The organism is Actinoalloteichus sp. GBA129-24 (genome assembly GCF_001941645.1).
In the GTDB taxonomy this organism is placed as follows: Bacteria; Actinomycetota; Actinomycetes; order Mycobacteriales; family Pseudonocardiaceae; genus Actinoalloteichus_A; species Actinoalloteichus_A fjordicus.
Map to the genome: position 1 here is coordinate 4,025,520 of NZ_CP016077.1, position 14,533 is coordinate 4,040,052.

Genomic DNA, 14,533 nt, shown 5'->3' on the forward strand with positions numbered 1-14,533 from the left:
GATCGACGCGTGCGCCGCCGTCCGCCTCGCCGCGCGGCCGAGCGGAGACGAAAGCGGAACCCGGCCGTGTTGCGGGCAGCCGAGCCCCGCGATCGTGGTGCCGCCCGGCAGTCACCCGGATCACGGCACGCTCCTCGCGAGCGGCAGGCCGCGACGGCGCGCGGCCGGGCATCGCGAGGAATGCACCGCCCACCGCCGCGTCCGCCCGGGGAGGACCTGTCGTCACGCGGCCGGGGCGGGCTCCACCACCGCCGCAGGCATCGTCCGGAGCCTGCTGACCGGCGAGAGGATCAGCCCGATCACGACGGCGGCCGACCCGATCGCGGCCACGATCAGGGCGTTGCGGGCACCGACGGCCTCGGCGAGCAGTCCTGCGACCAGGCCGCCGAGCGCGCCGCCGCCGAACAGCAGGGTGCGGAAGCAGGCCGTCATGCGGCCCATCATCGACTGCGGCGTCAGGGTCTGCCGCAGCGCCACGATGATCACCCCCGCGATGCCCAGCCCGAGGTAGGTGGTGAAGAACGAGGCGATGAACATCGCGATCATCACCGGTCGGGGCCCGGCGGCCAGCACGATCAGCAGCGGACCGAGCAGCAGGCCGCTCTGTGCCACGAAGTACGTCGGCCCGATCGGGAAGCGCGCGACGACCCGACGCGACACGACCGCCCCGATCAGACCGCCGACCGAGGCCGTGCCGAAGATCAGGCCGAGCGTGGTGGAGTCGAGGCCGATCGTGCGCGTGCCGTAGAGCAGGAACATCGTCCACGTGGTGATCATCGAGAAGTTGCAGCAGAACCCGATGAGGGCGAGCCACCGCAGCAGCGGCTTGCCGAACACCCAGACCAGGCCGTCCTTCAGCTCGCGGGACGCGCGCCGCTCCGGCACCGCCACGGGCTTGGGCTCCTTGGCGCCGATGAGCATCAGCGAGACGATCGACAGCAGGTAGGTGCCGGTCTGCGCGAGCAGCGCGATCGGCGGGGTCAGCCACGCCACGACCACGCCTGCGATGCCGGGCCCGGCGACGTCTGCCGTGGACGAGCTGATGCCCATCTTGGAGCTGGCCTCGACGTAGTGCTCCGGACTCTTCACCAGCGTCGGCACGTACGACATCCAGCTCAGGTCGAACAAGACCGACGCCACGCCGATGAGGCAGGCGATCACCAGCAGTACCGGCACGGACAGCAGATCAGTCACCCAGAGTAACGGGACGAGGGCGATCAGCACCATCCTGGCCAGGTTCGACCACAGCATCACCCGTCGCCTGCGCACCCGGTCGACCCAGATGCCGAGCAGCAGCGCCAACACGAGGTAGGGCGCGAGCTGCACGAACCGCAGGTAGCCGACCTGGCTGTCGGTGGCGTCGAGCGAGTAGATCGCGGTCAGCGGCAGGGCGAGGATGGTCACCTGGGTGCCGAGCAGGGAGACCGTCTCGCCCACCCAGAACTTCATGAAGTCCGGGTTGCGCCAGAGGCTCTTCTGCCGGGCAGGCGGCGTCTCGGACTGGTCGGGGTCGATGATGGACACGGTGCTGGTCTCCTAGTCGCCGAGGCGCTTGCGAACGAGCCTGCTCAGCTCGAGAAGGCTGTCGCCGGTCCAGATGGAGTGGTGGGTGCTGCCGGGGACGGTGCACTCGACGAGGTCCGGTAGAAGCCTGCCCCACCGCATGTCCTCGGCGGGCGAGTGCTCCGCCAGGACGTGTATCGAGGGCCCGGCATGGCTGCCGGTGACCTCGATCGAGTAGAACGCCGCCAGATGCGCACGGAACACCGCGTACTGCTCGCCGAGCAGGTAGGCGTCGAGTTCCTCCGGGAGGATGCCCGCGTCCTCGACCTGCTCGAACGCCGTGTCGGGGTCGACGTCGGCGGTCCAGGTCGCGGCCAGCTCGTCCAGGCCCGGCGGCGACTCGGCGGACGTGCCCGCCATGTCCCGGACGAACCGGCGCAGGATCTCCTGCTCTGGCGGGAGGTCCGTCACCTCCGGGATGCCCGCGTCCACCAGCACCAGCTGGTCCACGACGTCGCCTGCGGCGGTGAGCCGTTTTGCCATCTCGAACGCCACCAGACCGCCGAGCGACCATCCGAGCAGCAGGTACGGCCCGCCAGGGTGGAATTCGCGGAGGACGTCGGTGTACTCGTCGGCGAGGGCCGACAACGACCGCACCGGGGTGCGGTCGTTGTCGAACCCCGGAGCTTCGAAGCCGTGCACGGGCCGGTCGTCGTCGAGCAGCCGGGCGAGGCCTGCGTAGGCGTACGCCGAGCCCGACACCGCGTGCACGCAGAACACCGGCGGCTTCTCGCCCCCGGGGCGCAGCGGGACGAGCCGTTCCAGGTCAGCCATTCGTCCGCGCCCGCACCAGGTCGTCGATGGTCTGCGAGATCGCGCCGACGGTGGCGTTGCCGTACAGCAGCCGCACGGTGATCCGGATCTTGAAGGTCTTGTTGATCCGACTCACCAGGCGCAGGGCCTGCAACGAGTTTCCGCCGATGTCGAAGATGCTGTCGTTGCGGCCGATGCGCTCGACGCCCAGCACCTCGGCGAACCGCTTCGCCACCTCGATCTCGGTGTCGGTCTGCGGCTCGGCCAGTTCGCGGTCGCCGTCCTCGTCGACCGGGTCCGGCAGCGCGTTGCGGTTGATCTTCCACCCGTCGTTGTTCATCGGGAAGCGGTCCAGCGCCACCCAGGCGGAGGGCACCATGTAGTCCGGCAGCGACTCCGCGAGGTGGTCGCGCAGTGCCGAGGACGACGGGGGCTCGGCCGCCGACGTGTGGTATCCGACCAGCCGGTTCTCGCCGCGTCGGTCCGGGCGCATGAGCACCACGGCGCGCAGCACGCCGGGATGGCCCTGCAAGGCGGTCTCGATCTCGCCGAGCTCGACGCGCAGGCCGCGCAGCTTCACCTGGTTGTCGATGCGGCCGAGGAACTCGATCTGGCCGTGCTCGCTCCACCGCACCAGGTCCCCGCTGCGGTAGACCGTGCTGTCGGGGTCGAACGGGTCGGTGACGAACTTCTCGGCGGTCATCGCCTGCTGGTTGAGGTAGCCACGCGAGAGACCGCCTTCGGCCCCGCCGATGAGCAGTTCGCCGTTCACGCCCTTGGGCACGAGGTTGTCGAACCGGTCGACGACGTAGACCTGCCGGTTGAGCTGCGGGCGGCCGATCGGCGGCGGCGTCGTCCACTCGATCTGCTCGACGTGGTATTCCGTCTGGCCGATCGCGCACTCGGTGGGGCCGTACAGGTTGAGGTACTTACGGCCGGGCAGGTTCCACTTGTTGACCAGTTCCGGCGGCAGCACCTCCGCACCGCCCATGACGTACTTCAGGTCCGGATACGGCGCGGGCTCCATCACCGACTGCATCGCGGGCGGCAGGCCCGCGTAGGTGACCCGCTGGTCACGCAGGAGCGCTGTCAACGCCTCCGGCGACTGGGCGTCGTCGGGCGAGACGGCGACGATCCGCGCCCCGACGAGGAACGCCGTCCAGATCTCGCCCTGCGACATGTCGAAGTTCAGTGCAGGCAGCTGGAGCAGCCGGTCCTGCGGGCCGAGGTCGAACGTTCGCCGGTAGGCCTCGCAGAAGAAGGACACCGCCCGGTGGGCGATCATGACGCCCTTGGGGGTGCCGGTGGAGCCGGAGGTGTAGAGCACGTAGGCCAGCGACTCCCGAGTGGTGGCGTCCGGCAGCGGCTCGTCGGCCGGGGTGCGCTCGACGGCCGCCCAGTCGGCGTCGATCAGGACCGTCGCCCACCCGTCGACCTCGGGCAGCCGGTCGGCGAGGGCGGCGCGGCTGATCACGACCGGCGCGGCGGTGTCGCGGATCATGAAGTCGAGGCGGCCTGCAGGCACCTTCGGGTCCATCATGGCGAACGCGCCGCCCGCCTTCAGCACGCCGAGCATCGCTACGTAGGCGTCCAGGTCGCGGTCGATGACGATCGCCACCACCTGGCCGTGCGTCACGCCCAGCGTCCGCAGATGCCGGGCGAGCAGGTCGCCGCGCCGGTCCAGCTCCCCGTAGGTCAGCTCCGCGCCTCGACACACCACGGCCACCGCGTCCGGCGTGGCCCGCGCGACCTCGGCGAAGGCCACGTGCAGCGGCAGCTCGGAGTACTCGGCCGCCGCGCCGCGCCCCCACTCCATCAGCTCGGCCCGCTCCGCCGGGGTCACCACGGGCAGCCTGGACAGCGGCTGCGACGAGTCGGCGGACGCCGCCGTCACGACCGACCCGATGTGGTCGAGCAGCGCCTCGATCCGCCACTGGTCGAACAGGTCGGTGGAGTACTCCACGACCGCGCGCAGCGAGTCGCCGGACTCCACGAAGTCGATCGCCATGTCGAACCGGGAGCCGGTCGAGGCCAGCGAGATCGGCTCGGCCTCGATGCCGGGCAGGTCCAGCGCACCGCCGGAGTTCGCGTCGCCGAGCAGCTGCATGGAGACCTGGAACAGCGGGTTGCGGCCGGGCACCCTTACCGGCTGCACCCGGTCCACCACCAGGTGGAACGGCACCTCCTGATGCTCGTAGAGGTCGAAGTTCGCCTCCATGGTGCGGGCGAGCAGCTCGGCGAAGGTCGGGTCGCCCGACAGGTCGGAGCGCAGCACCACCATGTTGACGAACAGGCCGACGACCGTCTCCTCCTCGGGGTCGACCCGGCCCAGCATCGGCACGCCGACGGGGACGTCCTCCTGGCCCGTGTAGCGGCTGAGCACCACGTTCAGCGCGGAGACCAGCACCATGTAGAGCGAGACGCCGTGCTCCTCGGCCAGCCTGCGGGCCGCGATCAGCAGTTCGTCCGGCAGGTGCCGGGTGATCGAGTGCGCCCGCCTGGTCGGTGCGGGCGGGCGTGGCCGGTCGGTGGGGAACTCCAGGGTCGGGAGGTCCCCCAGCCGCTCCGCCCAGAACGCCAGCTCCTCGTCCAGCGTCTCGCCGTGCATGTGTTCGCGCTGTGCCCGCGCGGACTCGGTGAACCGCGAGCCCGGCCCGTCGAACGCGGGCTCGCGCCCCTCGGTGAGCGCCCGATACGCCTCGGCCAGCTCGGTGTTGACGATTCCGGACGACCAGCCGTCGGTGATGATGTGATGCACGTTCTGCAGCAGCACGTGGTCGTCCTCGGCGAACGCGAGGACGCGGTAGCGGTACAGCGGTCCGTTCTCCAGATCGAACGGCGTGGTGGACATCTCCTCCAGCGCGGCCTCGATCGCCCGCTCACGCCCGTCGTCGGCCAGGCCGGGATGCGCCTCGACCTCCAGCGCCACCTCCGACGGCGCGGTGAGGACCTGGTACGGCGTGCCCTCCGAGGAGCGGATGGTGACCCGTAACGCCTCGTGCCGCTCGACCACGATGCTCAGGCATCTCTGCAGCACCGGCACGTCCAGCGGTCCGCGCAGCCGGGCCGCGAGCAGGATGTTGTAGGTCGTCAGGCCCGGGGTGAGCTGGTCGAGGAACCACAGTTGTTCCTGACCGAAGGACAGCGGTGCCTGGGTGACGGAGTGCGTGGACGTGGTCATGTCGGGTGCTTCTCCCCTTGCGAAGTGTCAGACGGCACGCATCGCGCGCCGCGTCCGCAGACCGGACGCGGCGCGGCCGACAAGCGATCGCCGAACAGCCGTGATCTGTCGAAGTCCACCGTCGATCCGAGATCCGAACGGATGCCTTCACGCCCTGCGCGGCGTCACGAACACGTCGTTGACGACGTAGCCGTCCAAGCCGTGCTTCTCGCCGTAGGCGAGCAGGTCGCTGGTGCGATTGATGAATCCGCGTCCGTTGTTGTTCAGCGAGGTGTTGCACAGGACGCTGAAACCGGTGATGTCGCGGAACGCCTCCAACACGTCGACGATGCGACCGTTGCGCTCTCGGGTGACCGTCTGCGTGCGGGCGCTGCCGTCCACGTGCGTGACGGCCTTGAGCCGATCGCTGGTCACCCGGTTGAAGAAGAGCATGTACGGGTCGACGACCGAGCCCGCGAACCACCGGTGCGCGTCGGACTCCAGCGCGATGGGGGCGATGGGGCGATACCCCTCCCGACGCTTGATCGCGTTGAGCCGCGCCGTCGTCTCCTCGGTGAACGGCGCCGCGAGGATCGACCGGTTGCCCAGCGCACGCGGGCCCATCTCGTACCGGCCCGCGGCCCAGCCGATGATGTTGCCCTGTTCGACGTAGCGGGCGACCTCGGCGGGCACCAGGGGGCGCACCTCGTACTTCGCCAGGTCCGGCTGGACGTCCTCGACGAACTCCTCACCCGAGTAGACCGACCACTCGATGGTCGCGTCACCGGTGTAGTACCACTGGGCGTCGATGCCGGTGCCCAGCGCGGAGCCGCTGTCGTTCGGGCACGGCGGAACGAACACCGACTCGAACAGGCCGCTCTCCCGCCACTGGGCGTTCCAGTCGCAGTTCAGGCCGCAGCCGCCGGAGATCAGCAGCGGCAGGCCCTCCTTCATGTGCTCCGAGGCGTAGTCGTAGAACATGTCGAAGATCGCCTGCGAGTGCTTGGCCGCGATGTTGCGGTACTCCTGCGACTCGACGCCCTTGTCGTAGACGTGCGACCAGGACATCTCGTCCTTGGACAGATTCAGGATGATCTGCTGCTGTCGCAGGATGAAGTCGATGGTCTCCTTCTCTTCGGCGGTCGTCGGGCCCTGCTCGGCGAAGGCGGTCAACGCCATCTGCTTGCCCGCGTCGTTGTAGCGGAACAGACCGGTGCCCACGGGAAAGCTCGGGTCGGCCAGGGCGAACAGGTAGGCGTACTTGTTGCCGGGGTCGGCGAGCACGTGCTTGAGGTGCGTCGGCCTGCCCTGCTCGTCGATGCGGTAGAAGTCGCCGATGTTCCCCTCCCACACCAGCGAGTAGTAGGCCTGCCCGGTGGCTCGCGGGGCCATGCCCAGCGAGGTGTAGATGTGCGATCGCTCGTGGGTGGAGGAGAAGTAGCGCACCTTCTTCCCGAAGAAGGTGCCCTCCTCGTCCGAGGTCGACCCGTCGCCGACGCCGAAGTAGCCGGTCCTGGACGGCGGCTCCACGGAGTGGAAGCCCTTGACCCAGCCACCCAGGGCCACGACGTCGGGCACCCGGTCGAGCAGTCCGGCCGCGCGCGCCATGACCTCCCCGGTCAGCCGGTCGTAGCGCGGGTAGTTGTCCTTCTCGGCCTCCAGGGCGAACAGCAGTCTGCCGTCCTCGATGGCCGTGATTCCTCCGTCGTGCCCCTCTTTGAGCGAGAGAATCAGCATGATCGCGTCGTCACCTTCTTGTTCGTATGCGGAGGGCGGTGCTGGTGGTCGTCCCGATCGGCCGCGTGGCCACGGGCGTCAGGGAGCCGCGCGCATCGCCGCCTCCTTCGCGCTGAGCACCGGGACCAGCACGCGGTCGAGATCGGTGAGGGCCCGAGACCACCTGCCGGGAGACGGCACGTAGTGGTTGTAGTAGCTGGCGCCTTCTGCGGGCGGCCCGAACACGGCGATCGCGGTGCACGGCTCGCCGTCCCGCCGGATCACGTATCCGTCCCGGTCCAGGGTCAGACGCCGCGATCGGTCGTCGCCCGCCGCGACCCACGTCCGCAGCGCCGAACCGACGGGGTCCTTCTCGTCGTCGGGCGCAGGCCAGGTCAGGTTGGCCCGCACGACGGCGTCGACCTCGACGCGGCGCGGTTCGCCCAGCCCGGTGGACGTCAGCGCCCACCGGTCGCCCGCCCGCGCAACCACGGCCCCCGGCCCGGGCCCCAGGGTGACGATGCCGGCCGCCGTCAACGCCAGCAGTTCGTGGAGGCGTTCCTTCTGCGGGCCGATCACCACGCGGTTGACCAGGGGCACGTACTCGTCCAGGAAGTACCGGTGCGACTCCTCGGTCAGGCCCGGCGGGTCGACGACGACCCGGAGGCTCTCCCGGTGGTCGCGGAGCACCTCCAGTGCCTCCTTGACCGGGCTGACGCCGAGGCCCCGCTCCGCCTCGGCCAGGTCGGCGCGGGCCAGCGCCAGCGTCGCGTCGCGGTACTCCGCATAGGTCGCCCAGGTGCCGGGCACCGGCGACAACGCCCGGTCGACCGCCGCGATCTCCGCGTAGGTCGGCGGGCCCGGCGCCGCCAGCCGGGCGAGGGCCTCGCGCCGGATCAGCGGTTCCACGTCGCGGCGGAAGTCCAGCAGGCCGCCGGGCACCCGCTCCCGCAGTCTCGTGATCGCGGCCGGGGTGAGGTGCGTTGCGGGTGCCGGGAGGCGCCCCCGACTCGCGCGCGGCCGGGCGCACGGCAGGAGGCCCGTCCGGTTGGCCAGCACGATGTGCGGCTCCCGGCCCGAGGGGGTGTAGCCGTCCTGGCCGAAGACACCGCCTCGCCCCACCGTGAGCCCGGCGATCACGTCCATGGCCGTCAGGCCGGAGCCCCGCAGCGCGACCGTCGCGCCCTCGGCGATGCCCTCGACCCGCGCGGGCAGCGGGTAGGGCGTCGCCACGAGGGCACCGCCCGCAGCGGGCTCGGCGGCGGCCAGGCCGTGCCCGGTGGTCACGACGGCCAGGTCCACCTCGTGCGTGGTGCCGTCCGCCAACGTCACCACCGCGCCGGACCCCGCCTGCCGCACGTCGCGGGCGACCGCCGGGAGGTGCCGCACCGTCAGCCGGGGCGGCACCCGCGCCAGCAGGTCGCGCACCGCCCACTGGAGGTACTCGCCGAGCAGCCTGCGCGGCAGGTAGTCGTCGAACCGCACCGGCCCGTGCCGGGTCAGGCACCATTCGTGCAGGCTCGGCCCGGTGGTGACCGGTGCGCCCGGCGTCATGTGCTCGTCGGAGAAGATCGTGAGCTGGGCGGCGATGGTGTTGAGCAGCAGGTAGTCCGGCTGCTTGACGTCGTGCACGCCCACCCCCGGCTCGCCCGGCTCGATGAGCAGCAGCTCCGTCGCCGGACCGGGCAGCCTGGTGTGGCTGACGACCCGTTCCAGCACCGACAGGCCGCGCGGGCCTGCCCCGATGACCGCGATGCGCATGGCCGTCACCACCGCTGCGTCTCGCCGAAGAAGTCCGGCACCTCGAGCGCCAGCCCCTGTTCACGGGCGACCGAGAGCACGTGCTGCCCGACCGCGAGGTCCAGGACGCCCAGGCCGAACGGCGACACCAGCACGCCCCGGCCCGGATCGGGCAGCGCCCGGCCGAGCACCAGGTCGGCGATCGTGCCCGTGACGAAGTCGCGGTTGCCCGTCTCCTGCTCGGCCAGGTGCGGCGAGGTGTCGGCCTTCATGCAGTGCTCGACGTCGTCGAGGTAGTTCTGCGCGCCGAGGACCACCGACGGGGCGAAGTCACGCAGCGAGATGTTCAGCGCGATCTGCCCCGGCTCCAAGGGGCGCGCGAGGTGCGGGGCCCCGGCCGTCGTCGCGGTCACCACGGTCTGCGCCGTCAGCGCCTCCGGGGCCGTGGCCACCCGCTCCGCGATCAGTCCCAGCTCGTCCCTCGCCAGCCGCACGAGGTTGTCGGCCGACTCCGGGTGCAGATCGAACACCCGCAGCCGGTCCACTCGGTGGCCGACCGCCGTCAGGTAGCGCAGGATCGTCCGCGCGATCACCCCGGCCCCGATGATCGAGACCTCTCCGTTGCCCGGCAGGTGTGCCGCGAGCGCCCGCGCCGCCACCGCCGCCGACGCCGCCGTCCGCGCGGCGCTGATCGACGCCGCCTCCAGCAGCGCCGTCGGGTAGCCGGTCTCGTAGTCGTTGAGGATCAGCACCGCCGAGGCACGCGGCACGTCCCGCCGCACGTTCGACGGGAAGCTGGCGATCCACTTGATGCCCGCGACGGGGGCGGCGGCCAGGTCGGCGAAGGCGGGCAGCGCGATGATCCTGGCGTCCGGCTTCGCCGGGAACCGCAGGAAGTAGCTGTCCGGGTTGATCGTTCGCCCGGCGTCGTGCCGCAGGTAGGCGTCCTGGACCAGGTCGACCACGCGCGGGAGCGAGGCGTCCAGGACCTCCTTGACGACCCTGCCGGGCACCACCTCAAACGAGAACATCACGCTGTCCCTCCTCGAGCGGCCGTTCGGGGGCCAGTGCCCGGCCCAGGCCGTGCTCGATCACCCAGTCGTCGTCGTAGACGGAGTTCAGGTATCGCTCGCCGAGGTCGGGGGCTATCGCCACGACCGTCTCGTCCGGGTCGATGTCGGCGGCCTGGCGGCGGATCGCGGCGAGGACCGTGCCGGTCGAGCCGCCCGCGAGCAGGCCGGTCGTCCTGGCCAGCCAGCGGCACTCGCGCACCGTGTCGTCCTCGTGCACCAGCACCACCTCGTCCGGTGCGTCCGGCGCCAGCAGCTCCGGCCGCCTGCTCGTGCCCAGGCCCGGAATGTGGCGGGGCCCCGGTTCGGAGCTGAAGTTCACCGAGCCCACCGAGTCGACGGCGACGATCCGGGTCTGCGGGCTGTGCGTCCGGAAGTAGTCCGTGATCCCCATGAGCGTCCCGCCGGTGCCGACGCCGACGTACAGCCGGTCCACCTTGTGGAACTCGTCGAGCACGGCCGGGGCGGTGCTCTGCTCGTGGGCGAGCGAGTTGTCGGGATTGGCGTACTGGTTGACCCAGAACAGGTCCGGCTCCTCCTGAAGCCGTCGCCTGATGTAGGAGATCCGGCTGCCCAGGAAGCCGCCGTTCTCGTCGCGCTCCCGGATGACGACCACCTCGGCCCCCAGGGTCCGCATGATCGCGGCGGCCGAGGCGTTGGCGTTCGCGTCCGTGACGCAGGTGAGGCGGTAGCCCTTCGCCGCGCAGATCACCGCGAGCGCCACCCCGAGGTTCCCCGACGTCGACTCGATGATCCGGACCTGTGACATGTCCACACCGGACAGTTCCGCGCCGGTGAGAATGCTGCGGGCGGTCTTCAGTTTGATCGATCCTGCTGCGTTGAGGCCCTCCAGTTTCAGGTAGAAGCGGGTGAGATCCCCCAGCCCGGTGACACGTAAGAAGACGTCGTCCCGCACCAGGTCATAGACACGATCCGTGATCAACGCGATCCTCCAATGCGAGTTCACGTCGGAATATCGGAAGAAACGGAGAAACCTGCCGCCCCGTCGAGATCAGGTGCTCGGCACCGGGGCTGACCACTGCCGCTGTCGTTCGAGCGTCGCGAGTTCGTACTCCAGGCGTCCGCCCGCGACGCCGGGAGCGGCAGGGCGGACTCGGCCGACGTGCATCCTCTGCAAGGGCACGATCGTGAAGCCGGAGAACGACTCCGGCGGCTCCGCAGACGACGCGGTCAACGCCGCCGCGAGCGCCGACAGGCCGGGCACGGTCGTCACCACGGCCGTCGAACGGGCGGCGGCGGTCGACCTCGCCACGCGCGCCGACGGGGTCCGGTCCAGCGTCACCACCAGCTCGACCTCGTCCACCAGCAGCCTGGCCAGGTCGTCATCGGACAGCCCGGCCGGGAGCGCCCGCACCGGCACGTCCTCGGCGGCCAACAGCTCGGCGGTCGCGTGGTCGGCCACCAGCTCGACACCGTGCCGCCGCAGCGTGGCCAGCGCGGGAAGGGCCGCCGCCACCTGCCGACGGGTCAACGAGACGTAGGCCGGACCCGACGACGGCAGCGCCACTCCCGCAGCCAGCTGCGCCTTGGCGTAGGCCAGACCGAAGGACACGTCGGTGCCCATGACCTCGCCGGTGGACTTCATCTCCGGCCCCAGCAGCGAGTCGACGCCCCCGCCGTCGGCGGTGCGGAACCGAGGGAACGGGAGCACCGCCTCCTTGACCGCGACGAGGGCCTGCGGTGACGGTCGTGTCCCGTCGCCGACGGCGGGGAGGACGCCCTCCGAGCGCAGGTCGACGATGCTCGCGCCGAGCATGATCCGCGCCGCCGCCCTGGCCAGCGGGACGGCGGTCGCCTTGGACACGAACGGCACGGTGCGCGACGCCCTCGGGTTGGCCTCCAGCACGTAGAGCACGCCGTCCTTGAGCGCGTACTGGACGTTGAGCAGGCCGCGCACCCCGATGCCTGCGGCGATGGCGCGGGTGGAAAACCGCACGGCGTCGACGTCGGCCCCGCTCAGGGTGATCGGGGGCAGCACGCACGCCGAGTCGCCGGAGTGCACGCCTGCCTCCTCGATGTGCTCCATCACGCCGCCGACGAAGATCTCCTCGCCGTCGAACAGGGCGTCCACGTCGATCTCGATCGCGTCGTCCAGGAACCGGTCGACCAGCACCGGGTGCTCCGGACTGACCTCGGTGGCGCGGACGATGTAGCCCGCCAGCGCCTGGTCGTCGTAGACGATCTCCATGCCGCGACCGCCCAGCACGTAGGAGGGGCGCACCAGCACCGGGTAGCCGATCTCGTCGGCGACGGCCTTGGCCTGGGCGAACGACGTGGCGGTGCCGTACCTCGGCGCGGGAAGACCCGCGTCGGCGAGCACCCGACCGAAGGCGCCCCGGTCCTCGGCGAGGTGGATGGCGTGCGGCGGAGTCCCCACGATCGGCACCCCCGCGTCCGCGAGCCGCTGCGCCAGGCCCAGCGGCGTCTGCCCGCCGAGCTGCACGATCACGCCGACGACGGTGCCGGAGCGCTGCTCGGCGTGGCACACCTCCAGCACGTCTTCGAAGGTCAGCGGTTCGAAGTACAGCCGGTCGGCGGTGTCGTAGTCGGTGGACACGGTCTCCGGATTGCAGTTGACCATCACCGTCTCGTACCCGTGCCCGAAGTCGGGAGCCTCGCGCAGCGCCGTCGCCGCGTGCACGCACGAGTAGTCGAACTCGATCCCCTGCCCGATCCGGTTCGGTCCGGAGCCCAGGATGACGACCTTGGGTCGATCCCGCTGCTCGGCGACCTCGGTCTCCGCGTCGGGGTCGAACTCGTAGGCCGAGTAGTGGTACGGCGTCGTGGCGGCGAACTCGGCCGCGCAGGTGTCGACGGTCTTGAAGACCGGCCGCACGCCCAGCGCGTGCCGCAGGGCGCGCACGCCGTCCTCGCCAGCCGATTCGGGGCGCAGCACCGCGATCTGTCGATCGGACAGGCCCGCCCGCTTCGCCGCGCGCAGCAGGGGTTCGTCCAGCATCGGCGCGTCCCGGATCTCCCGGCCGAGGTCGACCAGGCAGGCGATCTGCTCAACGAACCACGGGTCGATGCCGGACGCCGCATGCACCTGCTGGATCGTCGCGCCCAGACGCAGCGCCCGGTCCACCGTGTACAGGCGCCCGTCGTGGCCGGTGCGCAGGGCGTCCAGGACGGACTTCAGCGCGGTGTCCGGGTCGACGGCCGGGTCGTCGGGCACGGTCCAGAAGCCCGCGGCCCTGGTCTCCATGGAGCGCAACGCCTTGCCCAGCGCCTCGATGAAGCTGCGGCCGATGGCCATCGCCTCGCCGACCGACTTCATGGTCGTGGTCAGGGTGGGATCGGCGCCGGGGAACTTCTCGAAGGCGAACCGGGGCACCTTCACCGCGACGTAGTCCAGGGTCGGCTCGAAGCTGGCCGGGGTCTCGCCGGTGATGTCGTTGCGGATCTCGTCCAGGGTGTAGCCGATCGCGAGTCGCGCGGCGATCTTGGCGATGGGGAAGCCGGTCGCCTTCGACGCCAGCGCCGAGGAGCGCGAGACGCGCGGGTTCATCTCGATGACGACCATCCGCCCGGTCGCCGGGTTCACGGCGAACTGGATGTTGCAGCCGCCGGTGTCCACGCCCACCTCGCGGATCACCGCGATGCCGACGTCGCGCATGTGCTGGTACTCGCGGTCGGTCAGGGTCATCGCGGGCGCGACGGTCACCGAGTCGCCGGTGTGCACGCCCATCGGGTCGATGTTCTCGATGGAGCACACCACGACGACGTTGTCCTTGCGGTCCCGCATCAGCTCCAGCTCGTACTCCTTCCAGCCGAGCACGCTCTCCTCGATCAGCACCTCGGTGACCGGGGACTCCGCGAGTCCGCCCTCGGCCAGCCGCTCCAGCTCCTCGGGGGTGCGGGCCAGGCCGGAGCCCAGGCCGCCCATGGTGAACGACGGCCGGATCACCACCGGCAGGCCCAGCTCGGCGACGGTGGCGCGGACCTCGGCCATGGTGCGGCACACCGCGCTGCGCGGGACCTCCGCGCCGATGCCGCGCACCAGGCACTTGAAGACCTGTCGGTCTTCGCCGCGCTGAATGGCCTCGATGTCAGCGCCGATCAGCTCGACGTCGTACTTCGCCAGCACCCCGCGTTCGTGCAGCGCGAGAGCGGTGTTCAACGCGGTCTGCCCGCCCAGCGTGGCCAGGATCGCGTCCGGCCGCTCCGCAGCGATCACCTTCTCCACGAACTCCGGCGTGATCGGCTCGATATACGTCGCATCCGCGAACTCCGGATCAGTCATGATCGTCGCCGGATTCGAGTTCACCAGGCTGACCCGCAGGCCCTCCTCCCGCAACACCCGACACGCCTGAGTACCGGAATAGTCGAACTCACAGGCCTGACCGATGACGATCGGCCCAGAGCCGATCACCAGTACGTGTCGGAGATCGGTCCGCTTCGGCATCAGCAGACCCCGCCCGTCGTCCGTTCGTCGACGAGGCGAGCCGTCGGGTCGCCGACCTCGTCGGACCGAGGAGCCTCGTCCTGTCCGCAGGCCGCGTCCGGCCCG

At 70.8% G+C, this 14,533-nt stretch carries 8 protein-coding genes; all 8 read right to left on the minus strand.

The genetic code is table 11. The features are described 5' to 3' along the window. Positions 1-222 precede the first annotated feature (222 nt). Positions 223-1,524 (minus strand): MFS transporter, encoded by a 1,302-nt coding sequence (locus UA75_RS17650; protein WP_198044168.1) that lies wholly within the window; start codon positions 1,522-1,524, stop codon positions 223-225. A 12-nt stretch (positions 1,525-1,536) separates the two neighbouring features. Next, the gene (locus UA75_RS17655; RefSeq protein ID WP_075741179.1) at positions 1,537-2,337 is read right to left on the minus strand and encodes an alpha/beta fold hydrolase; all 801 of its coding nucleotides are present in this window, start codon (positions 2,335-2,337) and stop codon (positions 1,537-1,539) included. After that, on the minus strand, positions 2,330-5,497 hold the full coding sequence (locus UA75_RS17660) for a non-ribosomal peptide synthetase (RefSeq protein ID WP_075741180.1): 3,168 nt from the start codon (positions 5,495-5,497) through the stop codon (positions 2,330-2,332). Before UA75_RS17660 ends, UA75_RS17655 begins: the two co-directional genes overlap by 8 nt. Positions 5,498-5,644: 147 nt before the next feature. Then, the gene (locus tag UA75_RS17665; protein ID WP_075741181.1) at positions 5,645-7,213 is read right to left on the minus strand and encodes a carbamoyltransferase C-terminal domain-containing protein; all 1,569 of its coding nucleotides are present in this window, start codon (positions 7,211-7,213) and stop codon (positions 5,645-5,647) included. A gap of 78 nt (positions 7,214-7,291) precedes the next feature. Continuing rightward, positions 7,292-8,953, minus strand: a complete 1,662-nt coding sequence (locus UA75_RS17670) for an FAD/NAD(P)-binding protein (RefSeq protein ID WP_075743920.1) — start codon at positions 8,951-8,953, stop codon at positions 7,292-7,294. 5 nt (positions 8,954-8,958) lie between these two features. Next, complete coding sequence (gene sbnB, locus UA75_RS17675) at positions 8,959-9,963, minus strand: 2,3-diaminopropionate biosynthesis protein SbnB (RefSeq protein WP_075741182.1); 1,005 nt, start codon at positions 9,961-9,963, stop codon at positions 8,959-8,961. Continuing rightward, positions 9,950-10,945, minus strand: a complete 996-nt coding sequence (gene sbnA, locus UA75_RS17680; RefSeq protein ID WP_075741183.1) for a 2,3-diaminopropionate biosynthesis protein SbnA — start codon at positions 10,943-10,945, stop codon at positions 9,950-9,952. Before sbnA ends, sbnB begins: the two co-directional genes overlap by 14 nt. 69 nt (positions 10,946-11,014) lie before the next feature. Continuing rightward, the gene (gene carB, locus UA75_RS17685; RefSeq protein ID WP_083683282.1) at positions 11,015-14,428 is read right to left on the minus strand and encodes a carbamoyl-phosphate synthase large subunit; all 3,414 of its coding nucleotides are present in this window, start codon (positions 14,426-14,428) and stop codon (positions 11,015-11,017) included. Positions 14,429-14,533 lie beyond the last annotated feature (105 nt).